Genomic DNA, 26084 nt, shown 5'->3' on the forward strand with positions numbered 1-26084 from the left:
TCAGGCCACCTTGCGCGCCGCGGCCGGCGCCTGTTGGGGTTGTGCCTTGGCCTTGAGCGCCTGGCGCAGTTGCCGGCAAAGGAGCTCCAGGGTCTGGGGAATGGCGATGCCGGCCACGAAGCGATCCGGGCGCAGCACTGCTATGGAGGCCGGGTAGCGGCCGAACCATTCCTTGAGTCGCCCGCTCTCGTCGCCGATACGAATGACCCCTTCCGCCAGGCGGGCCTCGGCCTGCAACTGCACCGAGGGCACCACCTGAATAAAGCAGGTGCCGAGGCGCCGCCAGTGAGCCAGCTCTTCCGCGCTCAGGCCATAGGTGGGATCCGTGCCCCAGGCGATGACCGCGAAACGGCGGCCGATCACCTCGTCCAGCAGCAGCACCTGCTCGCCCAGCCGTACCCTGGGCTGGATGAACAGCTTGCCCACCGGCGACGGCTTCAGCTTGGGCGTCGGCTCGACCAGCACCCCCTGGCGATACTGGGGCATGGGCTTGAAGCGCATTTCCAGGAAGTAGCGCTTGACCGGCGGTATGTAGTTGAGCAGCCAGGAGATGCCGTCGCGCAGGCGGGCCTGCCACTTCTTCGGCGGCGCCAGCACATGGCCGGCGGTGACCGACAGATCGATCATCGCCCTGGCGTGATCCCGGCGTTCCTGCTGGTAGCTGTCGAGCAGTTCGTCGCCGGCCAGGCCCTGGACCACCAGCGCCAGCTTCCACGCCAGGTTGCTGGCGTCGCGCATGCCGCTGTTGTAGCCCTGCCCCTGCCACACCGGCATGATGTGGGCGGCGTCACCGGCCAGCAGGATACGACCGCGGCGGAATTCGCCGGCCAGTCGGGCGTTGTGGGTGTAGACCCGCTGGCGGATGACATCGACCCGGGTCGGATCCGGCAGCACCTTGGCCAGCAGCCGTTGCAGCTCTTCCGGCCGGCTCAGTTGTTCCTCGGTTTCGCCCGGCATCACCATGAACTCGAAACGGCGGATGCCGTGGGGCAGGGCCGCGGACACATAGGGCCGCTCGGCGTCGCAGCACATGTAGATATTGGGGGTGCCCAGGGGATCGTTGCGCACGTCGATCACTATCCACTGGTTGGGCGCCGTCTTGCCGTCGAAACTGATGTCCAGGGTGCGGCGCACCAGGCTGTTGCCGCCGTCGCAGGCCACCAGATAGCGGGCGCGCAGCCGCTCTTCCCCCTGGGGACCGGCCAGCGTCAGGCTGACCCCTTCCCCATCCTGGCTAAACGCCTGCAGATCGCGGGAGAACAACACCCTGACCTTGTCGAAGCGGGCCAGGCCGTCGTACAGCACCTTGTCCGCCAGGGGCTGGATAAAGGCGTTGCGGCGCGGCCAGCCGAACTCGTCGGTGTTGGGCTGGATGTCGGCGAAGCAACGCCCCTTGGGCGTGAGGAAGCGCATGGCGTGCATGGGGGTGGTGTGGGGCAGCACCTGCTCGGCGAGATCCACCGCCTGGAAGGTACGCAGGCTTTCGTCATCCAGCCCGATGGCACGGGGAAAGTCGATCAGGGTATCCAGTTTTTCCACCACCATGACCTCGACACCGCAGTGCCCCAGGTAGTTGGCAATCATCAGTCCGACCGGGCCGGCGCCGGCAATCACCACGTCGGCGTCGAAACGGGCGTCGGGGCCCGGGGTTGTATGGGTTGTTGCTGTCACGTTCTTCACTCCTGAATCGGTGAAACTTGATGCCTTTCGTCCGGCAGCGGGCAAGCCTTGCCCGTCGGCTCCGGCGGGCGGAACCTTGCTGTCAGGGTCTTGAATGGGTTGCTAAACTCGGGCGCGGAGCCCGGAGGCGGTCATCATTGGGAGCCGGTCAGGGCCAGCCCCGGCGCGGGTTGTAACAATAGGCGATGTAACCTTGCATAATTGTTTCTCCCTTGTTGCACTCCTTGACCAATGGACCGAGTATAAAAAGCCGCCAGAATTGCGGCAATGAAAAACCGCCCGATCGTGCACTAGGTGCACACATTTGTTTATTAAGGATTTTTATAGATGAGTGGCGATAACAAGAGCGATTACAAGGCGGTGCGCGGCTTGATCCGGGGCCTGGACCTGCTCAACAGCCTCAACCGTTTCGACGGCGGCGCCCGCATCGGCCAGCTCGCCGACGCCACCGGCCTGCACCGCACCACGGTGCGCCGCCTGCTCGAAACCCTGCAAAACGAAGGCTATGTGCGGCGCAGCGAGTCCGACGACGGCTACCGGCTGAGCATCAAGGTGCGGGAGCTGAGCGAGGGCTTTCGCGACGAGCAGTGGATTTCCCAGCTGGCGGCCCCCCTGCTCGGCCAGTTGCTGCAGGAGGTGGTCTGGCCCACCGACATCACCACCCTGGACGTGGACGCCATGGTGATCCGGGAAACCACCCACCGTTTCAGCCGGCTGTCGTTCCACCGCTCCATGGTGGGCCGGCGGCTGCCGCTGCTGCAGACCGCCGCCGGCCGGGCCTATATCGCCCACTGCCCCGACGCCGAGCGGGAGAGCATACTGGCGCTGCTGGCCTCCCGTGACGATACCCAGGGCCGGCTGGCCCGCAACCGCATCTGGGTGGACAAGCTGATCCGCCAGACCCGGGCCAACGGCTACGGCGCCAACTACGGGGAATGGGGTGAGGAGGAGAAAATCGGCGCCATCGCCGTGCCCATCCGCCACGGCGAGCAGGTGCTGGGCTGCCTCAGCCTGATTTATATCGCCAAGGCCATGACCATCGAGGAAGCCGCCCGGCGTTACCTGGGCAGTATGAGGGGCATGGTCGGCCAGATAGAGCAGCAGCTGGAACAACAGGATGCCGAGCGGCGGCAACGGGAAGACACTGAGCGGCCGGAAGCGGGCGACACTCCGCTGGCCGGCGGTGAAGCGCAGACGCCGGATACGCCGCCGCCCGGCACCGAGGCCGGGCGGGGTGAAACATCGTCGGACTAGGTTCAGGGCAGGTCGAACACCAGGGCCCGCACCGGCTGGGCGGCGCTGAAGCTCAACTGCGCTTTGCCGCTCAAGGCGGCGCCGTCGCCGGGGGCCAGCCGCTCGCCGTTGACGACCAGCTCCCCTTCCACCAGCTGCACCCAGGCCTTTCGCCCCGGAGCCAGTTCCAGCCCGGCCTCTTTTCCCTGCCCCAGCCACAGCTGGTACAGGCGGGCGTCCTGTTTGATCACCAGCGAGTCTTCGGCGCCGTCCGGACTGACCACCAGGGTCAGGCCAGGCGCGCGGCCGAAGTCCTTCTGCTGGTAGCCGGGCTTGCCGCCGCTGGCGTTGGGCTCTATCCAGATCTGCAGGAACTTCAGCGGCCTGCTGCTGGACGGATTGAACTCGCTGTGCAGAATGCCGCTGCCGGCGGACATCAGCTGGAATTCCCCCGCGCTCAGTATTTCCTCGTGGCCGGAGCTGTCCTTGTGGGCGATGCTGCCCTCCAGCACATAGCTGATGATCTCCATGTCCCGGTGGCCGTGGGTGTCGAAGCCCGCCCCCGGCGCCACCGCGTCGTCGTTGATCACCCGCAGCCGGGAGAAGCCCATCTGCGCCGGATCGTAGTAGCTGCCGAAGGAAAAAGTGTGTTGGCTGTGGAGCCAACCGAAGTTGGCCCTGCCCCGCTCATCCGCCTTTCTGATGCTGATCATGGCTCCTCCTCAATTCAGACGTTGTGCCAGGGCCTGGTCCAGGCCCAGTTTGCCGGCGCCGGAAAACAGCAGGGAGACCGAGGCCGCCAGCAGCGCCAGCCCGAATTCGTAACCGCCGTTGCTCATGAACAGGCCATTCTCGACGTGCACCGCGAAGATGGCCACCAGCATGGTCACGGCCAGGGTCAGCGCCGCCGGCCGGGTCAGCAGCCCGAGCAGGATAAAGAGCCCGCCGAAGAACTCGCCCGCCCCGGCCAGGAAGGCCATCAGCACCCCCGGCTCCAGCCCGATGGAGGCCATCCACTGGCCGGTGCCCTCCAGGCCGTAGCCGCCGAACCAGCCGAACAGCTTCTGGGCGCCGTGGGCCATGAAGATGATGCCCACCGGCAGCCGCAGCGCCAGGGGTGCCCAACCGGACTTGGACTGGAGTACGGAGATCAGGGTCGCCTTGTTCATAAATCACCTCTTCATAAAATTTGAAATAAACTTGTGGGTTTTAACGCCCGCCATCAGGGCGTTCGTTGAACTTGGAGCCAGTCTAATGAAGCCGATTAAGGGATAAAATCGGAATGATTTGGCAGGGTTGTTTAAATTTTTTGAAATAACGAGAGTGCAGGCGTCCGGGACGGCCGCGACCGCCGTCAAAGCCTGATACACTGACTCATTCAACCATCAGATGAGGACTCCATGATGAGCGATACCCCCTACGTTCCCCCCAAAGTGTGGAAATGGGAAGCCCCCAGCGGCGGCGCCTTCGCCCATATCAACAGGCCCGTGGCCGGCGCCACCCACGACCGGGCCCTGCCGGTAGGCAAGCACCCGCTGCAGCTCTACTCCCTGGCCACCCCCAACGGGGTCAAGGTCACCATCATGCTGGAAGAACTGCTGGCGCTGGGGTTCGAGGGCGCCGAGTACGACGCCCACCTGATCCGCATCGGCGAGGGCGATCAGTTCGGCAGCGGCTTCGTGGCGGTCAACCCCAACTCCAAGATACCGGCCCTGGTCGATCATGGCGTTCAGCCGCCGCAACGGGTATTCGAATCCGGCGCCATCCTGCTGTACCTGGCGGAAAAGTTCGGCGCCTTTATCCCCCAAGATCCCACCGGGCGCACCGAGTGCCTGTCCTGGCTGTTCTGGCAGATGGGCAGCGCCCCCATCCTGGGCGGCGGTTTCGGCCACTTCTACGCCTATGCCCCGGAGAAGTACGAATACCCCATCAACCGCTACGCCATGGAGGTGAAGCGCCAGCTGGACGTGCTGAACCGGCGGCTGGCCGAAAGCCCCTACATCGCCAGCGAGGAATACAGCATCGCCGACATGGCCATCTGGCCCTGGTACGGCGGTCTGGTGCGCAACCAGGTCTACGAGGCGGCCCAGTTCCTCTCGGCCCAGGAGTATCCCCATGTGCAACGCTGGGCCGACGCCATCGCCCGGCGTCCCGCCGTGCGGCGCGGGCGCATGGTCAACCGGACTTCGGGCCCGCTCGAGGAGCAGTTGCACGAGCGCCACGACGCCAGCGACTTCGAGCTGAAAACCCAGGACAAGCTGGAGCAGGGCTGAAGGAAAGGATAACGAGCGCCCCTTGCCGGGGCGCCTCAGCCTTTTCGCTGATTATCTGCACGATCCTGGTGTTCCAATCCCCTCTAGTGCTGTTGGTTGACCAGTTTCTGCCGGTCATATCCCCCAAACGGGGGAAATTAGCCGCCCTGGGTTGCGAAACAAGAAGACACGCTGCAAGCTTCAATGTTCAGCACATTCAGGTTTCCGCCCATGAACCTCCACCACACCCTGCAACAGACCTTTGGTTTTTCCTCGCTGCGCCCGGGCCAGCAGCAGGTGATAGAGCAGTTGCTGGCCGGCCGGTCGGCGGCGGCCATCTTTCCCACCGGCTCGGGCAAGTCGCTGTGCTACCAGTTGCCGGCGCTGCTGCTGCCGCACCTGACCCTGGTGATCTCGCCCCTGCTGGCGCTGATGCAGGATCAGCTGGCCTTTCTGCGCCGGCTGAACATTCCCGCCGCCAGCATCGACTCCAGCCAGGGCTGGGAAGAGAGCCGGCGGGTGATGCAGGAGGTGAGCGAGGGCCGCATCAAGATCCTGATGATCTCGGTGGAGCGGCTGAAGAACGAGCGCTTCCGCCAGTTTATCGGCCGGGTACCGCTGTCGCTGCTGGTGGTGGACGAGGCCCATTGCATCTCCGAATGGGGCCACAACTTCCGCCCCGACTACCTCAAGCTGCCCCAGTACCGCCAGCAGCTCGCCATTCCCCAGGTGCTGTTGCTCACCGCCACCGCCACCCCCAGGGTCATCGAGGATATGCAGCAAAAATTCGCGATCCCTAAGGAAAATGTGGTGATCACCGGCTTCTACCGGCCCAACCTGCAGTTGCAGGTGCTGCCGGTGGAAGAGCAGGACAAGGCCGCCGCCCTGCAGCAGTTGCTGGCGGCAAAGCCCCGCTCGCCCACCATCGTCTACGTGACCCTGCAGCACAGCGCCGAGCAGCTGGCCGAGCGCCTGGCGGCGGCCGGCATCCCCGCCCGGGCCTACCACGCCGGCCTGGAGCAGGATCTGCGCAAGCAACTGCAGCAGGATTTCATGCAGGGGCGGGTTCCCTGCATCGTCGCCACCATCGCCTTCGGCATGGGAGTGGACAAGGCCGATATCCGCCGGGTGATCCACTACGATCTGCCCAAGTCCATCGAGAACTACAGCCAGGAGATCGGCCGGGCCGGGCGCGACGGCAACCCTTCCACCTGCACCCTGCTGGGCAACCGGGCCGGGCTCAACGTGCTGGAAAACTTCGTCTACGGCGACACCCCCGAGCCCGCCGCCATCCGCGCCCTGCTCGGGGAACTGCAGCAGGCCGGCCCTCAGTGGGAGCTGATGCCGCTGCGGCTCTCCAACGCCACCAACATCCGCCTGCTGCCGCTCAAGACGCTGCTGGTGTACCTGGAGCTGGACGGCATTATCGAGCCGCAATACAGCTATTTCGCCGACTATCGTTTCAAGTTCCTCAGGCCGCGCGAGGAGATCCTCGCCGCCTTCCAGGGCGAGCGCCAGGCCTTTCTGCGGCAGTTGTTCGACGGTTCGCCCCAGGCCCGCAGCTGGTGCCAGGTGAATTTCGAGGCCATCCGGCAGCGCGCCGGCGGCGAGCGGCAGCGGGTGATCCGCGCCCTCGACTACCTGCACCAACAGGGCTGGATCAGCCTGGAAAGCAAACAGATGATCGAGGTGTACCGGGTGCTGCAGTCCGGTTTCGATCCGGAGGCGGAAGCCGCGCGGCTGCATGCCCTCTTCCGGCAGAAGGAGCGCAGCGAGCTCAGCCGGCTGGAGGAGATGATCGACTTCTTCGAGAGCGACGACTGCCTGAGCCGGCGCCTGGCCGGCTATTTCGCCGATCACCAGGCCCCGGTCCGTTGTGGCCACTGCTCGGTGTGCGCCGGCCGGCCCGCCCGGCTGCCGCCCCCGGCGTTGCCGCCCCTGCCCGCACCAGCCCAACTGGAGCAGTGGTGCCGGGTGCTGCAACAGGAGGATGGTACCCCGCTCAGCACCCACAGCCTGGCCTGCTTCCTGTGCGGCATCAGCACGCCCCTGCTCAACCGGCTCAAGGCCAGGGGCAAGCCCGGCTTCGGCGCCCTGGAGCGGCAGCGGTTCGGGGAGGTGGCACAGTTGCTGGCCAGTCCCCCCGCCGGCTAAGGCCGGGCCAGGAACTGCCTGGCCGCGTTCAGCCGCGCCGGCTTGGTATCCGCCTGGGCGGCCAGCTCGACCAGCCGCCGATAGTAGCCGGCGGCGCCCTCCCGGTCACCGGCCAGCTCGGCGGCCCGGCCGGCGCCGTACAGGCTGTTGAAGCGGTTGGCCGAGCGCGCCAGCGCCGCCTCGTATTCGGCCCTGGCCTCGCTGTACATCTCCAGCTCCAGCAGCATGTCGCCGAACAGCTCACGGGCCGGCAGCACCTCACCCGGCGTGACCGGGTGCTTCTCGGTGCCGGCTTCCAGTTCGGCGGCGGCGCGCATCCGTTGCAGGCCTTCCTCCTTGTTCCCCTGCAGGAACATCAGCCAGGCCTCGGCCGCCTTTTGCTGGATTTCGACCTGCCTGGCCCAGTAAGGCGAGGTGGTCGCCGCGGCCTCCCGCAGTTCGCCCAGGCGGGCGATGGCGTCCCGCGCCAGTTGCGGTTCACCCATATGGGCGGCACCCAGGGCCTTGGCGAAGTGGCTGATGGCCTCCATGGCCGGGAATCGCTCCCAGGGAAAATCCGCCGGGGTGCGGGGCTCCAGCCTGGCGGCCTGCTCCCACTGTTGCCGTTCCAGGGCCAGCCGCGCCGGGGCCGCCGCCAGGGTATAGGCGGAGGCGGCATGGGCCTGGATGGGACCATTTATGCCGGTGATCCGCGCCAGCTCCTGCTCGGCCTTGCCGTACTCGGCGCCCTGCAGATGGGCATACACCAGGTAATCCAGGGCATGCAGATAGTGGAAGGAGACTGCGTCCCCGAACGGGTGCTTGAGGGCCGCCTCGGCCGAGGCCCGGTTCCAGCCGATGGACTCCTGCCACAGGCCGGCGCGGGTAAAGATATGGGACGGCATATGCAAGGCGTGGGGCACCTCCGGCGCCACCTCGCCGTAACGCCGCGACACCGCCAGGGCCTTTTCCGCCAGCGGCGGATAATCATAGGCATGGATGGCGTAGTGGTGGGCGCCCGGATGCCGGGGGTTGTCCGCCAGTACCTGCTCCGCCAGGCGGCCGGCCTCCAGTTGGGCCCGGTAGCTCTTGTCCGCCGGATCCGCCGTGGCGATCAGCGCCAGGGCGTAAAAGCTCATGACTTCGTGCTCTTCGGGCATGGCGTCGTAGGCCTGGCGCCAGCCCTCGGCGAAGCTGGCCAGGCGGGGCCGCTCGTCCGGCTCCCACTCGTGCCGGTAGTAGGCCGCCACCGCCGCGATAAAAGCCTGTTCCAGCTTGCTGGCAGCCCCCGCCGCCCCGGCCCTGTCGATGAGCGCCGCCCCCTGCTGATAGCGCTCCCGGGAGGGCGGGTCCGACCACAGCGGATGGATATAGCTCATGGCCTGCCCCCAATAAGCCATGGCGCAGCCGGGATCGAGCTCGGCGGCCCGGGCAAACTCGGCCTCGGCGCCTTCATAGGTCATGTGATGCAACAGTGCCATGCCCCGTTCCACCAGGGCGGCGGCCTGCGCCTGGCAGGCCACGACAAACGCGACCTTGCCGAGCTGCTCGCCGTAGTGTTCGCCCGATGCGGTCGTGCCCGTCCCAAACGCCAGGGGAACCATGCCGAACACGAGGGCGAGTGCCAGGCCCGGTTTGCTGTTCTTGTTCATACCCTACCTCCTGCCTTTTTCGATGGCGCCGGCATCCGGCTCCCAGTCCAAGGCCGGCTCCAACAGCGTCCGCATTAATTATGGCGTCGGGGTCTCGGGTCCTGGGGAGGATTGCTTATATCGAATCACAGCCAATAACAGCGGGATGGCTCCCTTTGATCTAACCACGAACTCCATCCCAGTCAGGTGCCGGTATCCTGCCAAATAGAACGGCATGGCTGTGCGTTCCCCTACCCGGGGCAATGCCGCTCTTATGAGCCGGCCTCGCCGCCCACCGGGACGGGCCGCGCCCGGGGAGCCAGGCGCGAGGCCAGCAGGGAGTCGGCCAGCATGTGCAGGAAGTGAAACACCAGGCAGCCGACCACCGCCAGGCCGCCCGCGGCGTTCATCGCCACCAGCACGCTCACCGCCACCGGCGTGGTCTTCTGGGCGGCGGTGAACAGCAGCGCCAGCCGGGCCGGCCGGGCCAGCCCGAGCCCGGCCCCCGCCAGCAGGCACAGCCCCAGCAGGGTGCCGTGCAGCAGCAGCGACCAGGCCGCCAGCGCCAGCAGATCCGGCCAGCCCAGCTGCAGCAGCGCCTCCCGGCTGGTGGACAGGGTGATCCAGGCGGTGATCACCACGCTCAGGGTCGGCACCACCCCCATCCAGCGGCGCACCACCAGGCCGCCCAGCAGCTGGCGCAGCACCAGGCCGAGCACGAAGGGCAGCAGCACCATGGATGACAGCTTGTGCAGCAGCGGCCAGGGCGAGAGTGCCGCGCCCTGGCCGATCAGCAGGCTCAGCATCAGCGGGATGGTGACGATGCCGAGCAGGTTTAGTCCCAGGGTCATGAACAGCGACCACTGGGCCTGGCCGCCGCTGAGCCGGGTCAGCACCACGCAGGACGAGAGCGTTGGCGGCACCACCGACACCACCAGGAGCCCCAGCGCCAGACCGGGTGCCAGGCCGCCATGCTGGTAGACCAGCCAGCCCACCAGCGGCGACAGCAGCAGGCTGATCACCAGCGCAGCCAGGAACACCCGGCCGAAGCCGGGCTCGGGCCTGAGCTCCTGCAGCCGGCTCTGCAGGCCGTTGACCAGGAAGATCACCGCCACCAGCCAGGGCAGCGGCTGCCACTGGGCCAGCCAGAGCCCGGGGCCGGGCAGCAGCAGGGCCAGCAGTATGGCGGCGCAGAGGCCGCCGGGAAGTAACCAGGCGATGATGAACTCCTTACCCGGGCCCGGCCCGGAACGGACGCGAGACTCAGTCTATCCTGACCCTGGCCTCGCCGATGCCCGGGAAGCGGGCGCACACCTCGGCGCCGGGGGCGATAAAGCGCATCCCGGTCCAGCTGCCGGTGGTGATCAGATCCCCGGGCTCCAGTCCCTTGTTGCGCGCCACCAGGTGGTTCACCGACCAGCCCAGCAGGCTCGCCGGATCCCCCAGCGGGTGGCCACCGCGCTGCTCGGCCAGCACCTCGCCGTTCACCGTCAGCGCCAGCGGCCGTTGCGCCAGCTCGAGCCCCTGCCAGTCGCTGATGCCGCCGCCGACGATCAGCGCCCCGTTGATCTGGTTGTCCGCCAGCCGCCACAGGGCGCCGGCCTGCTGCCACTGGCGCAGCCGGGTGTCCACCAGCTCGATGGTCACGCACAGCTCGCCCAGCGCCGCCCGCACCTCGGCCTCCTCATACAAGCAGGCCCGGGGCGGCAGGGGGCGGGTCACCCGGAACGCCAGCTCCGCCTCTATGCCGATCATGTGAAAGTCATCCCCGCTCAGGCGGGCGCCGCTGGCGTGGACCCGTCGGGGCGGGATGGGCGCGCTGTAGGCCTCGCTGTCCTTGTTGGGCGCCCCCACCTTCCAGCAGCGGGTGCGCTGCCCCGGCCACAGCGCCCGCGCCACCCCGTCCTGGACGGCGTAGGCCTGGGCCACCGTTTGCGGCCCCACCGCCTCCGCCGGGGTGTCGAACTGCTGGCCGCCCCGGTAGGCGGCCAGCACCAATGCCACCGCCTGTTGCATCTCCTGTTGTTCCATCCTGATCATCCTGTCGTGGTCTGCTCCGCCAGGGCCGGCCAGCGCCAGCCCCGTCCGTTTGCTCGTTCATAGTCCGCCGCCAGTTGCAGCAGCTGCGCGTCCTGGCCGAAAGCGCCCACCAGCTGGAAGCCGATGGGCAGGCCGTCCGCCGAGGGCGGCGCCGGCAGGTTGATGGCCGGGTGCCCGCAGGCGTTGACCCAGCCGGTGTAGATGGCGTGGCCCCGCGGTCCCACCGCCTGGCCGGCGATCTCCGGCGGATAAGGCTCTGTCGCCGGCCAGGGCAGTGCCGCCGCCGAGGGGGTGATGATGATGTCCACCGCCTCGAAGGCCAGGCTCACCCGCTCCCGGAAACGGCGGATGCCCTCCCAGCCGCCCAGGTAGTCCGCCGCCGGCAGCTGCCGCCCCTGCGCGGCCAGGGCCCGGAAGCGCTCGGCGGCCGCCGGCTCGGCTTGTGGCAGGGCATCGAAGATGGCCGCCACCGCCGCCGCTCCCATCATCGGCCAGAAGCGGTCCACCGCCGCCAGGCCGAAGGGCAGCGCGCCCCGGGTCACCCGGTGGCCCAGCCCTTCCAGCACCGCCACCGCCCGCTCGACGCTCTCCGCTATCTCCGGATCCAGCGGCTGTTCGCCGAAGCGCGGCACGTAAAGGATCCGCAGCGGCCCGACTTTGGCCGCCGGACGGGCCCACAGGGAGCCCTGATCCCGCCGGTCGGGACCTTCGATGACGCGGTACAGCGCTTCGGCGTCCGCCACGGTGCGCGCCAGCGGGCCCACCACCTCGAAGTCCAGCATCACCTGGGGCAGGCTGCCGGCCCGGGCCACGGCGCCGATGGAGGGCTTGAGCCCCACCAGGCCGGTGTGGGACGCCGGCCGGCGGATGGAGCCGCCGCCGTCGGTGCCCAGCGCCAGCGGGCAGAGCCCCGCCGCCACCGCCGCCACCGCGCCGCCGCTGGAGCCGCCCGGGGTCAGCGCCGGGTTCCAGGGATTGCGGGTCACCCCGAACAGGGCGTTGTCGGTATAGCCCTCCAGGGTGAACTCGGGCACGTTGGTCTTGCCCAGGATCACCAGCCCCGCCGCCCGGCAGCGGGCCACCGCCAATTCGTCCTCCTCGGCGATCCGGCCCGCCAGCGCCCGGTTGCCCCAGGTGGTGGTCAGGCCCTCGACGTTGAGGTGGTCCTTGACCGTGAGCGGCACCCCGTCGAGCGGGCTGAGGGGGGTGCCCTCGGCCCAGCGTGCGGTGGCGGCGGCGGCGTCCTCCCTGGCGGCCGGATTTATCGTGATCAGGGCATTGAGTTCCGGGTTAAGCCGGGCGATGCGTTCGCCCAGCGCCTCGACCACCGCCAGCGGGGTCAGGGTGCCGGCGGCGTAGGCCGCCGCCAGCTCCAGGGCGCCCAGACGCCAGCTCCGGGTTACATCATGTTGGGCAGCCATAGGGCGATCTCCGGGAACATCATCAGGCTCAGGGTGAACAGCATCATGATCAGGATAAAGGGCACCACTCCCCACATCACGTCGCTGATGTTGCCGCCGTCCTTGCGCACGCTCTGCACCACGAACAGGTTCATGCCCACCGGCGGGGTGATCAGCGCCAGCTCGCACATCAGTACCACGAACACCCCGTACCAGATGGGATCCACGCCCAGGGCGGTGACGATGGGATAGGTGATGGGAATGGTCAGCACCTGCATCGACAGCACGTCCATGAACATGCCGAGCGCCAGGTAGAACAGGATCAGCAGCAGCAGCAGGCCGGTGGCGCTGAGCCCGAAGGAGGTGACCCAGGCGGTCAGCTCGTCCACCACCCCGGTGAGGCTGATGGTCAGGTTGAGCACGAAGGCGGCGGTGATGATCAGCAGTATCATGCCGGTGATGCGCGCGGTCTGCACGAAGCACTCCTGCAGGAAGGCGAGCGACAGCCGGCCCGAGCGCCAGGCGAAGTAGAGCGCCGTCATCACCCCCAAGGCGGCGGACTCGGTGGCGGTGGCCAGGCCGGTGTAGATGCTGCCCATGACGATACCGAACACCACCGCCGGCGGGATCAGGTGGCGCGAGAGCCTGAGCTTCTCGGCCAGGGGCAGCCGTTCTTCCCGCACGCTGTTGCTGCCCATGTTGGCGAAGCCGATATAGACCATGAACAGCAGGCTGAGCAGGATGCCGGGCACCAACCCCGCCATAAACAACTTGCCGATGGAGTTGTTGGTGAGCGAGCCGTAGATCAGCATGTTGACGCTGGGCGGGATCAGTATGCCTAAGGTACCGCCGGCGGCCAGGCTGCCGAGCGACTGGCGCATGGAATAGTTGCGCTCCTTCAGCGAAGGCAGGGCGACGGTGCCGATGGTGGCGGCGGTGGCCACCGAGGAGCCGGAAGTGGCGGCGAACAGGGCGCAGGAGCCGATGTTGGTGTGCAGCAGCCCCCCGGGCAGGCGGCCCAGCCAGGCGGCCATGGCCAGGAACATCTTGTCGGCGATGCCGCTGCGCAGCAGCAGCTCGCCGAGCAGGATGAACAGCGGGATGGCGGTGAGCAGGGCCTCGTTGTGCACGCTCCACACCACGGCGCCGATGGAGTCGATAAAGGCGCCGCCGAACACCATCAGGCCGCCGATCACCCCGATCAGGGCCATGGCCACGGCGATGGGCAGGCCCAGCAGCAGCATGCCGAGCATGGCGAAAAAGCCGATAAATACGGTGGTGACGCTCATTTTACTCCCTCCCCGGCCAATACCGGTGTCATGCCGTCATTGGCCTGTTGCTGGCGCTGGGCGAAGTCGTCCAGCTCGGCCTTGAGCTCTTCACTCACGCCCTTGGGATTGAACTCCCGGTTGAGCGCCGGCGCGTCGCCCCTGGCCAGCAGCCAGCTGGCGCGCAGGCCGTAGCCCAGGGCCACCAGGGCGAACACCGAAAGCCCCGCTATCCACACTCCCTGGGGGTAGATCAGCGGCGTGGCCCAGGGGGTCTGGGAGGTGCTGCCGTAGTCCAGGGTCTCGCGCACCACGCTCAGGCACACCCACACCATGAACAGCCCCAGGCCGCTCATGAACAGGGCCGACAGCCAGTTGAGCAGGCTCTGCAGCCCCGCCGGCAACCGTTCGTGGAAGATGTCGATGCGCATGTGCGCCCGCCCGAACAGGGCGATGGTAAAGGCCAGGGTGGCGCCCACCGCCAGCGCGTAGCCACTGAGTTCGTCCACCCCCTGCAGCGATACCTTGAAAAATTTGCGCAGCAGGGTTTCTACCGCGATCAGCATCGACAGCAGCAGAAAGACACCGCCGAACACCAGGCTGGCCAGTTGCTCGATTCGCTTCATTTCAACCTCTCCTTGTAGCGACGCGGGCGGGACCACCCCGCCCGCGCCGGGACATTACAGCCCGGCGATATCCGCCAGATCCCGCTGCCAGTTGGCGGCACAGTCGGGGTTGGTTTTATTGCACTGCTCGGCCCAGGTGGGGTAGGACACGGATTGCACCGTGCTGGCCAGGGTGGCCAGATCCGCCTCGCTCACCGGCACGTCCACCAGGTCATACTTGGTGCCGGTGGTGCAGGGCTCGGCGCCCACGTTGCAGCGGCTGGCGTCCAGGAACAGCTCTTCCGAATAGCTCCAGATATCGTCGTTCAGCTCGTCGAAGGCCGCCTGCAGCCGCTGCTGCTGCTCCGGGGTCAGCTTGTTCCAGGTCTTGAGGTTGATGCCGTAGCCGTTCAGCGCCAGCTGGAAGCCGAGCGGCAGCATATGGGTGGTCACCTCGGGCCAGCCGGCGGAGTTGGCGGAGCTGGGGCCGGTGATGGCGCATTCGATCATGCCGAGCGCCAGGCTCTGGTGCACGTCGCCGAAGGCCACCGGCACCGGCACCCCGCCCACCGACTCCACGAACTGGGCCAGGTTCTGGTCATAGACCCGCACCTTGAGCCCCTTGACGTCCGCCAGGCTGTTGATGGGGTGCTTGCAGAACAGCACCTGGGGCCCGAAAGGCCAGACCGCCAGCAGCTTAGTGTTGAACCGCTCCTGCAGGCGCTGGTCCACCGTGTCCTTGTAGGCTTCCACCACCCGCCGGCCCTGCTGGAAGTCCGGGTTCAGGCCCACCAGATCCAGGCCGAGGATGGTCGGCTCGTCCCGGGACACCTGGGACATGCGCAATGAAATCAGATCGAACAGGCCGGATTTCAGCACCCGCAGCTGCTCCACGTCCTTGATGCCGGTGGTGTCCAGCGGTTTGTAGTTGATGTTGAGCGGCAGCCCGGTCTTTTCCGCCAGGGTCTCGAAGAAGGGTTGCTCCTTGTTCTTCTGGATCAGGCCGGTGGCCAGGGGCTGGCCGATCACCTTGAGGTTGATGGTTTCGGCCAGGGCCGGGGTGCCGGCGAGGGTGGTGCCGAGCAGGGTGGCTAACAGTAACTTTCTCATCGTGAGGTACTCCTTCCTTGAACATGCGGATTGCATCCGGGGTGGCCCGCCCGGGGCGGACCACCGAAACGGGCTCAGCGGTCGGCGAGGAAACGCATGGCTTCCTGCACGCCGCCGGGCCGGTGCGGCACGCCGGCACAGGCCAGCCCCATCTCCACCCCGGCCAGGGTGCCGAGCAGGGTGAGATCGTTGATGGCGCCCAGGTGGCCGATGCGGAACACCCGGCCCCTGAGCTTGCCGAGGCCGGCGCCGAGCGACATGTCGAACCGCTCCAGGATCAGCCGGCGTAGCCGGTCGGCGTCGTGGCCCTCGGGCAGCAGCACAGTGGTCAGCACCGGGCTGTGCTCGGCCGGGTTGAGGCAGAGCACCTCCAGGCCCCAGGCCTGCACCGCCCGGCGGGTGGCCTCGGCATGGCGCTGGTGGCGGGCGAAGACGTGGTCCAGCCCCTCCACCTCCAGCATATGGATGGCTTCCTTCAGGCCGTACAGCAGGTTGGTGGCCGGGGTGTAGGGGAAGTAGCCGGTGGCGTTGCTGGCCAGCATGGCGCCCCAGTCCCAATAGGACCTGGGCAACCGGGCCTGTTTGGCGCGCGCCAGGGCCTTGTCGCTCAGGGCGTTGAAGCTGATGCCCGGCGGCAGCATCAGGCCCTTCTGGGAGCCGGAGACGGTGACGTCCACCCCCCACTCGTCATGGCGGTAATCCGCCGAGGCCAGGCCGGAGATGGTGTCCACCATGAACAGCGCCGGATGGCCGGTGTCGTCGATGGCCCGGCGAATATCGCCGATGCGGCTGGTCACCCCGGTGGAGGTTTCGTTGTGCACCACGCACACCGCCTGGATCTGGTGGCCGTCGTCCCGGCGCAGGCGCTCGGCGATGGCCTGCGGATCGGCGCCGTGGCGCCAGTCGCCGGGGATGAACTCCACCTCCAGCCCGAGCTTGCTGGCCAGCTCGTGCCAGAGGGTGGCGAACTGGCCGGTTTCGCACATCAGCACCCGGTCGCCGGGGCTCAGGGTGTTGACCAGCGCCGCCTCCCAGGCCCCGGTGCCGGAGGCGGGATAGATCACCACCGGGCTCTCGGTCTTGAAGATGCGCTTGATGCCCGCCAGTACCGCCTGGCCCAGTTCGGCGAACTCGGGCCCCCGGTGGTCGATCACCGGGTTGTCCATGGCGCGCAGTATCCGGTCCGGTACCGGTGAGGGCCCGGGGATCTGCAGAAAGTGACGCCCGCTCTTGTATGACATGTCTCACTCCTTGAACTGCCTTGATGATGGAGGTACTGCCTCCGCCAGGGGCCCGTGGGCCCGAAATACTCCGTATCCGTTCAGTAACGCACCTTGGGTTTGGCCATCTCCGGCTTGCCACAGGGCAGGAAGCGGCCCTGGCCGGCCTGGCCCAGCATCTCGCCGTCCCGCCACACCACCCTGCCCCGGCTCAGGGTCAGCACCGGCCAGCCGGTGACGGTGCGGCCCTCGTAGGGGGTGTAATCCACGTCATGGTGCAGCAGCTCGTTGCGGATGGTGACCTTCCGGTTCGGGTCCCAGAGCGCGATGTCCGCGTCCGCGCCCACCGCTATGCTGCCCTTCTGCGGATAGAGGCCGTACAGCTTGGCCGGGTTGGTGGCGGTCAGCTCCACGAAGCGGTTGAGGCTGATGCGGCCCTTGTTCACCCCTTCCGAGAACAGCAGCGGCAGCCGGGTTTCCAGCCCGGGGATGCCGTTGGGGATGTAGGGGAAGGCGACTTCCTCGCCGTTCGGCTTCTTGCCCTGGGGATCGTCGTAGCGGAAGGGCGCGTGGTCCGAGGAGAAGATGGTGAACAGGCCGTCTTCCAGCCCGTCCCAGATCACCTGCTGGTTGGCCTGATCCCGGGGCGGCGGGCTGCACACGCACTTGGCGCCCTCGTAGCCGTCCAGCCCCAGATCCTCGGCGGTGAGGAACAGGTACTGGGGGCAGGTTTCCGCATAGATGCTGATGCCGTGGCTGCGCGCCCAGCGGATCTGCTCCACCGCCTCGGCGCCGGACACGTGCACGATCAGGATGGGCACGTCCACCAGCTCGGACAGGGCGATGGCCCTGTGGGTGGCTTCCCGCTCCACCAGCATGGGCCGGGCGGCGGCATGGAAGCGCGGCGCCCTGTGGCCGGCATCCAGCAGGCGCCGGGTCAGCCAGCTGATGCAGTCGGCGTTTTCCGCATGGATCATCGCCATGGCGCCCTCGGCCCGGGCCACCGCCAGCACGTCCAGGATCTGGCCGTCGTTGAGCTTGAGGTCGTCGTAGGTCATGTAGATCTTGAACGAGGTGCAGCCCTGGCGGATCAGTTCCGGCAGCTCTTCCTTCAACACCGTCTCGGTGGGGTCGCTCACGATCAGGTGGAAGGCGTAGTCGATCACCGCCTTGCCCTCGGCCCGGCGGTGGTAGTCTGCCACCGCCGCCTTCAGCGACTGGCCCTTTTCCTGGGCGGCGAAGGGCATCACCGTGGTGGTGCCGCCGCAGGCGGCGGAGCGGGTGCCGGTGAAAAAGTCATCCGCCATGCGCAGGCCGTCCGGCATCGGCTGGTCCAGATGACAGTGGCCGTCGACCCCGCCTGGCAGCACCAGCAGGCCGCTGGCGTCCAGCTCTTCCCGCCCCGGCGCCAGGTTCAGGCTCATGGCCACGATGCGGCCGTCGCGGATCCCCAGATCACAGTCGGTGATGTCGGCCGCGGTGGCGATGCGGCCATTGCGGATCACCAGATCAAACTCGGACATGACTCCTTCCTCCCTGTCGGTGTATTGCTGTATGAATCTTTAATTCATAATTATGTATGCGTAATTAATCATCCATGTGCACCGTATTCAAACCCCGGGAAAGGTTAATGTGAAGAAGATCTCAAAATGTAAAAATTAAGTTAAATCCGGTGATAAAACGGCAGGGCTGGCATAACGGCCAATGGGATCAAAAGGAGATGAAGGAGGGAAAGACGCCGGCGTGTGCAGATTGACACCTCGCTGGTGAAGCGCTGGCGGCCAAAGGGCAGGTGAGGAAGTGTGGGAGAAGGGAAAAAACGGGATGCTCAGGGCCTGGCCACAGACCCTGTCGCGGTGCTCAGCCGAGCCGTTGCTGCTTGTCTTCCAGCTCCCTGACCAGCAGATCGCCGGTATGCATCACATGCTCGGCCAGGATGCGGCCGGCCCGCTCGCCGTCCCGCGCCTGCAGCGCCTCCAGCAGTGCCCGGTGCTCGGTCACCGATTCTTCCCAGCGGTGATGAAAGCCGATGGCCAGGTAGCGGCCACGGCTGACCCGGTTCATCAGCTGGTGGTGCAGCTGGGTCAGGGTCTCGTTGCCGGCCAGCTCGATGATCAGCCGGTGGATATGCTGGTTGATCTCGAAATACTGGTGCTTATCCTGCTCCTGGTGGTATTGCTCCAGCTTGTCCTGCAGCTGCCCCAGCCGGGTCAGCTCCGCCTCGGTGGCTCGCTGGGCGGCCAGCTCGGCGGCCCGGCGCTCCAGGGAACAGATCACTTCAAAATGTTCGCGGATTTCCTCGGGGGTAATGGTCGACACCCGGGCGCCCCGGTTCGGCTCTATGGTGACCATGCCTTCCGAGTTGAGCACCTTCAGCGCCTCCCGCAGGGGGGTGCGGGAAATGTCCAGCTGCTTGCACAGCGCCGGCTCGTTGATGCGCTCCCCTTCCTTGAGCTCGCCCTCGATGATCATGGTGCGGACGCAATCGGCCACCTCTTCGTGCAGCGAACGACGACGCAGAGAGTTTCTCCCCAGGGTATTGATTGCTGTAGCCATCATCGTGCTCCTGTTGTTATTGCTTTCTAGGCCGCTTACCTTAATCTGTTGCCGCTAAAAGCGATACGTCCGGACCCCGCAAGGGTGATCCCGGTCTTGTTCGCCCCCGGCCTGCCAGCGTGAAAGCCCCGGACCGGCCGGGGCTCTGCATTACATAATATATAATTATGGCTTAAGTGAAAATAAATTGCCCCAGTTTTTGACCTGGGCGGGATCCCGGTCGGCCAGCAACATGCCCTTCCACACCCCGGTGGACACGGTGTCGTAGATGGGAATGCCAAGCTCCTGCTCCAGATCCGCCGCCACCCGGGCACCGCGCAGGTTGGTACAGAAGACGGTGATGGCGTCGCATCGCTGTTCGCGGGCCACGGCGCGGATCATCTCCGCTATGGTGGCTTCGCTCACCTCCGAGAAGGAGAAGTTGCCCCTGTCGTTGAGGTGGCGTTCGGCCACACACTCGTAACCGGCGGCGGCATAGGTGTTGATCACCTTTTGCTGCACCTCGTGCAGATAGGGGGTGACCAGACCGAAGCGCTTGACCCCGGTGATGGCGAACAGCTCGTTCAGCGCCAGCACCGAGGTGGTGGCCGGAATGCCGGTGGCCTCGGTAATGGCCCGGCACAGGATCTCATCGTCCTGGAATCCCCGCCAGCCGGAAGAGGTTCCGCTCCAGGTAATGGACTGCACCCGGGCATCCGCCAGCAGCCGGGAGGCCTGCAGGAAGGGCTCGTTGTCGAACTGGCTCAGGGCCTGGTCGGTGAGCGAGATCTCGGTCACCTTGAGCCGGCCGAAATGGGCGCTGACGCCGTTCACGCCGTGCAGTATGTCGGCGGTGACCGGCTCCAGGGTGGTATTGGAAGAAGGGGTCAGCACACCCAATAAAGTACGATCAGTCATCACTTGCTCCTTGTTAGTCATCACAGTAAGTCATCAATAACCCAGGGCGCGCGGCAGGGCCGTCACTATCCCGGGGAAAATCCAGCACAACACCAGCACCAGGTACTGCAGGGCAATAAAGGGCCAGACGTAGCGCAGCAACTGGGACATGGGGATCTTGGCGATACCACACATCACGAACAGCAGCACCCCGACCGGCGGCGTCATCATGCCGATCACCAGGTTGAACACGAACAGGAACCCGAAGTAGAGCGGGTCTATGCCGTAGGCCAGGGCGATGGGGGCGAACAGCGGCACCAGCATGATGTAGGCTGCGTTCGACTCCAGGAACATGCCCACCACCAGCAGCATGGCCATCACCAGCGCCAGGAACAGATGGGGATTGTCGGTCAGCGCCTGGATGAATGCCGACAGCCGCAGCGGGATCAGGTCGATGGTGAACAGGAAGGTCAGCGGCGTGGCGAAGGCGATAAGGGCGCCGACCACGGCCGAAGTCAGTGCCGCCCGGAACATGCAGCCCGGCAGATCGACCCAGGCCAGCTTGCGGGTCACCCACTTGCCGATGACAAAGGCGTAGATCACCGCGATGGCCGCGCCTTCGGTGGCGGTAAAGACACCGCCGACGATGCCTCCGATCACCACCACCGGCATCAGCATGATGGCCCCTGCCCGCCGGGTTTGCAGCAGCAGGTTCTTCAGGCTGAAGGGCTCGCCGGTGGGCGCATAGCCCTTGCGGTGCGCAATCCAGCTCGACAGCGCCATCATGCCCACCACCAGCAGGATGCCGGGCACCACGCCGGCCATGAACAGGCCGCCCACCGACACCGAGGAGCCGGCCATCAGGGCGTAGACGATCATCGCCGCACTGGGGGGAATGATGGGCCCCAGGTTGGAGGCGGACGCCACCACCGCCGAGCCGAAGCCCGCGTCGTAATGCTTTTTCATTGCCGGCATCATGGTGGTGCCCAGGGCGCTGGCGCCCGCCACGGCGGCACCGGTCACCGAGGCCAGGCCCAGCCCGGACAGCAGGGTGACATGGGCCAGCCCGCCCTTGACCCGGCCGACGAAGGCATTGGCGAAGTCGATGGTGCGCTGCATCACCTGGCCGCCGACCATCAGCTCGCCCGCCAGCATGAACAGCGGAATCGCCATCAGCGGAAAGGAGTTGACCGCGTGCATCATGCGTTGGGGCATGACCGACAGCTCGATGCCGCTGTAGGCCAGGCCGCCGAGGGCCGCCAGCCCGAGGGCGAAGGCGAGCGGCATGCCCAGCAGCGCCAGGATCAGGAAGGTGATAATCGCCAGGGTGGTCATGCTGCGTCCTCCTCATCGTCGGCCCAGACATGGGTGCCCTGCCAGGCCATGAACAGCAGGTGCAGCAGGGCATGGCCGCAGCTCAGCATCACCGGCACATAGAACACCGCCGCACTCACCGGCACCGTCGGCATCAACTCGCCCCAGCCGTCGATGGCCACCAGCACCGACTGGTAGCACACCACCACCATCAGCACGCCGCTGACCAGCAGCATCAGCCGGGCCAGCCCTTCCTGCAGCCGGGCCGGCAGCCGGTTGGTGAGCACGTCGATGCCCACATGGACACCCTGCTTCAGGCCATGGGGAATGGCGAGGAACACCGCCCACACGAAGGCCAGGCGGGACATTTCGTCGGCCCAGTCGATGGACTCGGACAAGACATAACGGCAGAACACCTGGGCCGATACCAGCAGCACCATGATCGCCATGCTGGTACAGATGGCGTAACGGGACAGCCCGTCCAGCCCCAGTAGGCAGCGGCGCAGGGCCGCGGCCGGCGAAGGCAGGGGCGAAGGCCCGCTCAGCATGCCGGCCTGCTCGGAATGACCGGCTTTCATGACTTGGCACCCTCCAGCACCGCATCGACCAGTTCGTCACCCAGGCGCGTTTTCAGCTCCTCGATGATTCCGGCGGTCTGCTGCTGCATCTGTTGGTAGAGCTCGGGGCTGACCTGGTTCAGCTGCATGCCGGCGGCCACCAGCTGCTCCCGGGACTGCAGATCCTCTTCCGCCGCTTTTTCCCGCTGCCACTGCACCGCCTTGGCCATGGCGTCGCGCAGCAGCTGCTGCTCTTCGGCCGAGAGCTTGTCGAAGCGCTTCTTGTTGGCCACCACCACGATGAAGTCGAAGAAGTGGCCGGTGTCGGTCAGGTACTGCTGTACTTCCTGGTAGTTGTTCTTGCGGATAATGCTGAAGGGGTTTTCCTGGCCGTCGATCACCTTCTGCTGCAGGGCGGAATAGACTTCGTTGATGCCCATGGAGGTCGGGCTGGCGCCCAGGGCACGGAAGGTCTTGAGATGGGTTTCGTTCGGTTGCAGACGGATCTTGAGCCCCTCGAAATCATCGATGGAGTCGATGGGCCTGACGCTGTTGGTGATATGGCGTGGACCCAGCTCCATAAAGCCCAGGGCGACAAAGCCCTTGTCCGCCAGCTTGTCGTTGAGCAGCTCGCCGACCCGGCCGTCGATCACCCTGAACGCGGTTTCCCTGTCCTTGAATACGAAAGGCAGGCTGACTGCCTCCAGCTCGGGCACGGTACGGGACAGGAAGGAAACCCCGATCCAGGTCATGCTCAGTACCCCGGAGCGCACCTGATCCACATTTTCGGAAGCACCGCCCAGCTGCATGGCCGGAAACAGGTGCACCTTGATGTCCCCTTCGGTCGCCGTTTCCACTTCCTGCTTGAACACTTCCATCGCCAGGCTGCTGGAGTGATCGGCGGCGAAGTTGCCCGCCACCCTCAGGGTCTCGGCCCCCGCCGTCCCGGCAAAGAGGCCGGCCCCCAGCACCACCGTTAACAAACTCTTTTTAAAATTGTGACCAAAAGAGTGTACATTGCTATCCATTGCCTTCTCCTCGGGTTTGATGTTGCCGCCAACATCATTATGAATTCATAATTATATATACATTCCATTAACAAACTTGGCAATGGCTAATCTCTGTAAAGAGTTGACAAGCGTGTCAGGAAAAAAGCTAACAATATGAATTTAAAGTAAATAATAAGAACTAATAGAAAAGGAGAGGTTAATGTAACCGTGATCCAGATCGCATGGCTCACAGCCGGGAAGAAGCCTCCCGATTCAAGATGAGTACTCAGGAAAATTAGAATCCAGGGACGTGCGCGGCAGGTGGTACAGTCCGGCCGCAAACGCAAAAAACCCCGACACTTGCGTATCGGGGTTTTCTAATTTGGGTGCCTGGCAGTGACCTACTTTCACATGGCAGCTGCCACACTATCATCGGCGCGGGTGCGTTTCACTTCTGAGTTCGGCATGGGGTCAGGTGGGACCACAACGCTATCGCCGCCAGGCATAAACTGGTAATCCGGAAAAGCTGTCTTCGATGAATTCGTTCTCGACCTGCAAGGTCTCACACTTCTTGGGTGTTGTATGGTTAAGCCGCACGGGTCATTAGTACAGGTTAGCTGCACGTATCGCTACGCTTCCACACCCTGCCTATCTACGTCCTAGTCTCGGACGGCCCTTCAGGAGGTTCTAGACCTCTGGGATGACTCATCTCGGGGCTCGCTTCCCGCTTAGATGCTTTCAGCGGTTATCGATTCCGAACTTAGCTACCGGGCAGTGCCATTGGCATGACAACCCGAACACCAGCGGTTCGTTCACTCCGGTCCTCTCGTACTAGGAGCAACCCCCCTCAATCATCCAACGCCCACGGCAGATAGGGACCGAACTGTCTCACGACGTTCTGAACCCAGCTCGCGTACCACTTTAAATGGCGAACAGCCATACCCTTGGGACCGACTTCAGCCCCAGGATGTGATGAGCCGACATCGAGGTGCCAAACACCGCCGTCGATATGAACTCTTGGGCGGTATCAGCCTGTTATCCCCGGAGTACCTTTTATCCGTTGAGCGATGGCCCTTCCATTCAGAACCACCGGATCACTATGACCTGCTTTCGCACCTGCTCGACCTGTCCGTCTCGCAGTTAAGCTGGCTTATGCCATTGCACTAACCGTACGATGTCCGACCGTACTTAGCCAACCTTCGTGCTCCTCCGTTACGCTTTGGGAGGAGACCGCCCCAGTCAAACTACCCACCAGGCACTGTCCGCAACCCCGATTAGGGGCCTACGTTAGAACATCAAACATACAAGGGTGGTATTTCAAGGTCGGCTCCACGGCAACTGGCGTCACCGCTTCACAGCCTCCCACCTATCCTACACATGTAGGGTCAATGTTCAGTGCCAAGCTATAGTAAAGGTTCACGGGGTCTTTCCGTCTAGCCGCGGGTACACCGCATCTTCACGGCGATTTCAATTTCACTGAGTCTCGGGTGGAGACAGCGTGGCCATGGTTACACCATTCGTGCAGGTCGGAACTTACCCGACAAGGAATTTCGCTACCTTAGGACCGTTATAGTTACGGCCGCCGTTTACCGGGGCTTCGATCAAGAGCTTCACCTTGCGGCTAACCCCATCAATTAACCTTCCGGCACCGGGCAGGTGTCACACCGTATACGTCCTCTTACGAGTTTGCACAGTGCTGTGTTTTTGATAAACAGTCCCAGCCACCTGGTCACTGCGACTGGCTCAGGCTCCATCCGCAAGGGACTTCACCCGCTCCAGCGTACCTTCTCCCGAAGTTACGGTACTATTTTGCCTAGTTCCTTCACCCGAGTTCTCTCAAGCGCCTTGGTATTCTCTACCCGACCACCTGTGTCGGTTTGGGGTACGGTTCACACACATCTGAAGCTTAGAGGCTTTTCCTGGAAGCCGGGCATCAATGACTTCGTCACCGTGGTGACTTCGTCTCGGGTCTCAGTGTTGTGCGTCCGGATTTGCCTAAACGCACCACCTACACCCTTTCACCAGGACTACCAACGCCTGGCCCATCTAGCCTTCTCCGTCCCCCCATCGCAATGTGTGTCAGTACGGGAATATTAACCCGTTTCCCATCGACTACGGCTTTCGCCCTCGCCTTAGGGGCCGACTCACCCTGCCCCGATTAACGTTGGACAGGAACCCTTGGTCTTCCGGCGAGGAGGTTTTTCACCCCCTTTATCGTTACTCATGTCAGCATTCGCACTTCTGATATCTCCAGCATGCCTCACGACACACCTTCGCAGACTTACAGAACGCTCCCCTACCACTCAGAATAAATTCTGAATCCGCGGCTTCGGTGCCTGGTTTAGCCCCGTTACATCTTCCGCGCAGGCCGACTCGACCAGTGAGCTATTACGCTTTCTTTAAATGATGGCTGCTTCTAAGCCAACATCCTGGCTGTCTGAGCCTTCCCACCTCGTTTCCCACTTAACCAGAACTTGGGGACCTTAGCCGGCGGTCTGGGTTGTTTCCCTCTTCACGACGGACGTTAGCACCCGCCGTGTGTCTCCCGGATAGTACTTACTGGTATTCGGAGTTTGCATGGGGTTGGTAAGTCGGGATGACCCCCTAGCCCAAACAGTGCTCTACCCCCAGTAGTATAAGTCCGAGGCGCTACCTAAATAGCTTTCGGGGAGAACCAGCTATCTCCCGGTTTGATTGGCCTTTCACCCCCAGCCACAGGTCATCCCCTAACTTTGCAACGTTAGTGGGTTCGGTCCTCCAGTTGATGTTACTCAACCTTCAACCTGCCCATGGCTAGATCACCGGGTTTCGGGTCTACTCCTAGCAACTCATCGCCCAGTTAAGACTCGGTTTCCCTACGGCTCCCCTATACGGTTAACCTTGCTACTAAAAGTAAGTCGCTGACCCATTATACAAAAGGTACGCAGTCACCGAACAAGTCGGCTTCCACTGCTTGTACGTGCACGGTTTCAGGTTCTATTTCACTCCCCTCACAGGGGTTCTTTTCGCCTTTCCCTCACGGTACTGGTTCACTATCGGTCAGTCAGGAGTATTTAGCCTTGGAGGATGGTCCCCCCATGTTCAGACAGGATAACACGTGTCCCGTCCTACTCGATTTCACAACAAGGGCGGTTTGGTGTACGGGGCTATCACCCACTATGGCCGGCCTTTCCAGGGCCGTTCCACTACCGCCAATGCTGCTTAAGGGCTGGCCCCCGTT

At 64.8% G+C, this 26084-nt stretch carries 20 protein-coding genes and 2 rRNA genes (1 of these 22 running past the window's edge); 3 read left to right on the forward strand and 19 right to left on the reverse strand.

The window, feature by feature from the left end:
• Complete coding sequence (locus ACT7DK_RS15345) at positions 1–1671, reverse strand: bifunctional 3-(3-hydroxy-phenyl)propionate/3-hydroxycinnamic acid hydroxylase (RefSeq protein WP_445400657.1); 1671 nt, start codon at positions 1669–1671, stop codon at positions 1–3.
• A 336-nt stretch (positions 1672–2007) separates the two neighbouring features.
• Between ACT7DK_RS15345 and ACT7DK_RS15350 the strand changes: the two genes are divergently transcribed.
• Positions 2008–2934: a DNA-binding transcriptional regulator gene (locus ACT7DK_RS15350; RefSeq protein WP_445400658.1), complete on the forward strand. Its 927-nt coding sequence runs from the start codon at positions 2008–2010 to the stop codon at positions 2932–2934.
• 2 nt (positions 2935–2936) lie between these two features.
• On the opposite strand, the gene ACT7DK_RS15355 is transcribed toward ACT7DK_RS15350, so the two are convergent.
• Positions 2937–3626, reverse strand: a complete 690-nt coding sequence (locus ACT7DK_RS15355) for a pirin family protein (protein ID WP_445400660.1) — start codon at positions 3624–3626, stop codon at positions 2937–2939.
• Between the two features lie 9 nt (positions 3627–3635).
• Positions 3636–4082 carry a DoxX family protein gene (locus ACT7DK_RS15360; protein WP_445400662.1) on the reverse strand — a complete coding sequence of 149 codons (447 nt, stop codon included), beginning with the start codon at positions 4080–4082 and terminating at the stop codon, positions 3636–3638.
• 231 nt (positions 4083–4313) lie between these two features.
• On the opposite strand from ACT7DK_RS15360, the gene yghU reads away from it, so the two are divergent.
• Both yghU and ACT7DK_RS15370 read left to right on the forward strand, forming a co-directional pair.
• Positions 4314–5186: a glutathione-dependent disulfide-bond oxidoreductase gene (gene yghU / locus ACT7DK_RS15365; protein ID WP_445400664.1), complete on the forward strand. Its 873-nt coding sequence runs from the start codon at positions 4314–4316 to the stop codon at positions 5184–5186.
• Between the two features lie 210 nt (positions 5187–5396).
• A complete protein-coding gene (locus ACT7DK_RS15370; RefSeq protein WP_445400666.1) occupies positions 5397–7319 on the forward strand; it encodes a RecQ family ATP-dependent DNA helicase in 1923 nt (640 codons plus the stop codon).
• Here ACT7DK_RS15370 and ACT7DK_RS15375 read toward each other — a convergent pair.
• The 16 genes from ACT7DK_RS15375 to ACT7DK_RS15450 all read right to left on the reverse strand — a co-directional run.
• Positions 7316–8950 (reverse strand): hypothetical protein, encoded by a 1635-nt coding sequence (locus tag ACT7DK_RS15375; protein ID WP_445400668.1) that lies wholly within the window; start codon positions 8948–8950, stop codon positions 7316–7318. The genes ACT7DK_RS15370 and ACT7DK_RS15375 overlap by 4 nt on opposite strands.
• 251 nt (positions 8951–9201) lie before the next feature.
• On the reverse strand, positions 9202–10152 hold the full coding sequence (locus tag ACT7DK_RS15380) for a bile acid:sodium symporter (RefSeq protein ID WP_445402374.1): 951 nt from the start codon (positions 10150–10152) through the stop codon (positions 9202–9204).
• A gap of 40 nt (positions 10153–10192) precedes the next feature.
• Positions 10193–10960, reverse strand: a complete 768-nt coding sequence (locus ACT7DK_RS15385; RefSeq protein WP_445400670.1) for a 2-keto-4-pentenoate hydratase — start codon at positions 10958–10960, stop codon at positions 10193–10195.
• A gap of 5 nt (positions 10961–10965) precedes the next feature.
• Entirely contained in the window at positions 10966–12390 is a 1425-nt protein-coding gene (locus ACT7DK_RS15390; RefSeq protein WP_445400672.1) for an amidase, read from the reverse strand.
• Entirely contained in the window at positions 12369–13658 is a 1290-nt protein-coding gene (locus ACT7DK_RS15395; protein WP_106730604.1) for a TRAP transporter large permease, read from the reverse strand. Before ACT7DK_RS15395 ends, ACT7DK_RS15390 begins: the two co-directional genes overlap by 22 nt.
• Positions 13655–14263, reverse strand: a complete 609-nt coding sequence (locus ACT7DK_RS15400; protein WP_445400675.1) for a TRAP transporter small permease subunit — start codon at positions 14261–14263, stop codon at positions 13655–13657. Before ACT7DK_RS15400 ends, ACT7DK_RS15395 begins: the two co-directional genes overlap by 4 nt.
• A 54-nt stretch (positions 14264–14317) precedes the next feature.
• On the reverse strand, positions 14318–15352 hold the full coding sequence (locus ACT7DK_RS15405) for a TRAP transporter substrate-binding protein (protein ID WP_445400677.1): 1035 nt from the start codon (positions 15350–15352) through the stop codon (positions 14318–14320).
• Positions 15353–15426: 74 nt separating this feature from the next.
• The gene (locus tag ACT7DK_RS15410; RefSeq protein WP_445400679.1) at positions 15427–16593 is read right to left on the reverse strand and encodes a pyridoxal-phosphate-dependent aminotransferase family protein; all 1167 of its coding nucleotides are present in this window, start codon (positions 16591–16593) and stop codon (positions 15427–15429) included.
• A gap of 80 nt (positions 16594–16673) precedes the next feature.
• On the reverse strand, positions 16674–18095 hold the full coding sequence (hydA, locus tag ACT7DK_RS15415; protein WP_445400681.1) for a dihydropyrimidinase: 1422 nt from the start codon (positions 18093–18095) through the stop codon (positions 16674–16676).
• 337 nt (positions 18096–18432) lie between these two features.
• Complete coding sequence (locus ACT7DK_RS15420; RefSeq protein WP_094041097.1) at positions 18433–19128, reverse strand: GntR family transcriptional regulator; 696 nt, start codon at positions 19126–19128, stop codon at positions 18433–18435.
• A 165-nt stretch (positions 19129–19293) separates the two neighbouring features.
• Positions 19294–20025 carry a maleate cis-trans isomerase family protein gene (locus ACT7DK_RS15425; protein ID WP_445400683.1) on the reverse strand — a complete coding sequence of 244 codons (732 nt, stop codon included), beginning with the start codon at positions 20023–20025 and terminating at the stop codon, positions 19294–19296.
• Positions 20026–20058: 33 nt separating this feature from the next.
• Positions 20059–21339 (reverse strand): TRAP transporter large permease, encoded by a 1281-nt coding sequence (locus ACT7DK_RS15430; RefSeq protein ID WP_445400685.1) that lies wholly within the window; start codon positions 21337–21339, stop codon positions 20059–20061.
• Positions 21336–21896 carry a TRAP transporter small permease gene (locus ACT7DK_RS15435; protein WP_445400687.1) on the reverse strand — a complete coding sequence of 187 codons (561 nt, stop codon included), beginning with the start codon at positions 21894–21896 and terminating at the stop codon, positions 21336–21338. Before ACT7DK_RS15435 ends, ACT7DK_RS15430 begins: the two co-directional genes overlap by 4 nt.
• Positions 21893–22903 carry a TRAP transporter substrate-binding protein gene (locus tag ACT7DK_RS15440; RefSeq protein ID WP_445400689.1) on the reverse strand — a complete coding sequence of 337 codons (1011 nt, stop codon included), beginning with the start codon at positions 22901–22903 and terminating at the stop codon, positions 21893–21895. Before ACT7DK_RS15440 ends, ACT7DK_RS15435 begins: the two co-directional genes overlap by 4 nt.
• Before the next feature lie 349 nt (positions 22904–23252).
• Positions 23253–23367, reverse strand: a 5S ribosomal RNA gene (gene rrf, locus ACT7DK_RS15445).
• 79 nt (positions 23368–23446) lie between these two features.
• Positions 23447–26084 (reverse strand): 23S ribosomal RNA (locus tag ACT7DK_RS15450); it runs 253 nt beyond the window's last position.

This window comes from Zobellella sp. An-6, assembly GCF_052487945.1.

Bases quoted from the DNA above. Each gene is read 5' to 3' on its own strand.
- ACT7DK_RS15350 (WP_445400658.1), top strand. From the start codon at position 2,008: ATGAGTGGCGATAACAAGAGCGATTACAAGGCGGTGCGCGGCTTGATC.
- ACT7DK_RS15355 (WP_445400660.1), bottom strand. From the start codon at position 3,626: ATGATCAGCATCAGAAAGGCGGATGAGCGGGGCAGGGCCAACTTCGGT.
- ACT7DK_RS15360 (WP_445400662.1), bottom strand. From the start codon at position 4,082: ATGAACAAGGCGACCCTGATCTCCGTACTCCAGTCCAAGTCCGGTTGG.
- yghU (WP_445400664.1), top strand. From the start codon at position 4,314: ATGATGAGCGATACCCCCTACGTTCCCCCCAAAGTGTGGAAATGGGAA.
- ACT7DK_RS15370 (WP_445400666.1), top strand. From the start codon at position 5,397: ATGAACCTCCACCACACCCTGCAACAGACCTTTGGTTTTTCCTCGCTG.
- ACT7DK_RS15375 (WP_445400668.1), bottom strand. From the start codon at position 8,950: ATGAACAAGAACAGCAAACCGGGCCTGGCACTCGCCCTCGTGTTCGGC.
- ACT7DK_RS15385 (WP_445400670.1), bottom strand. From the start codon at position 10,960: ATGGAACAACAGGAGATGCAACAGGCGGTGGCATTGGTGCTGGCCGCC.
- ACT7DK_RS15390 (WP_445400672.1), bottom strand. From the start codon at position 12,390: ATGGCTGCCCAACATGATGTAACCCGGAGCTGGCGTCTGGGCGCCCTG.
- ACT7DK_RS15395 (WP_106730604.1), bottom strand. From the start codon at position 13,658: ATGAGCGTCACCACCGTATTTATCGGCTTTTTCGCCATGCTCGGCATG.
- ACT7DK_RS15400 (WP_445400675.1), bottom strand. From the start codon at position 14,263: ATGAAGCGAATCGAGCAACTGGCCAGCCTGGTGTTCGGCGGTGTCTTT.
- ACT7DK_RS15405 (WP_445400677.1), bottom strand. From the start codon at position 15,352: ATGAGAAAGTTACTGTTAGCCACCCTGCTCGGCACCACCCTCGCCGGC.
- ACT7DK_RS15410 (WP_445400679.1), bottom strand. From the start codon at position 16,593: ATGTCATACAAGAGCGGGCGTCACTTTCTGCAGATCCCCGGGCCCTCA.
- hydA (WP_445400681.1), bottom strand. From the start codon at position 18,095: ATGTCCGAGTTTGATCTGGTGATCCGCAATGGCCGCATCGCCACCGCG.
- ACT7DK_RS15420 (WP_094041097.1), bottom strand. From the start codon at position 19,128: ATGGCTACAGCAATCAATACCCTGGGGAGAAACTCTCTGCGTCGTCGT.
- ACT7DK_RS15425 (WP_445400683.1), bottom strand. From the start codon at position 20,025: ATGACTGATCGTACTTTATTGGGTGTGCTGACCCCTTCTTCCAATACC.
- ACT7DK_RS15430 (WP_445400685.1), bottom strand. From the start codon at position 21,339: ATGACCACCCTGGCGATTATCACCTTCCTGATCCTGGCGCTGCTGGGC.
- ACT7DK_RS15435 (WP_445400687.1), bottom strand. From the start codon at position 21,896: ATGAAAGCCGGTCATTCCGAGCAGGCCGGCATGCTGAGCGGGCCTTCG.
- ACT7DK_RS15440 (WP_445400689.1), bottom strand. From the start codon at position 22,903: ATGGATAGCAATGTACACTCTTTTGGTCACAATTTTAAAAAGAGTTTG.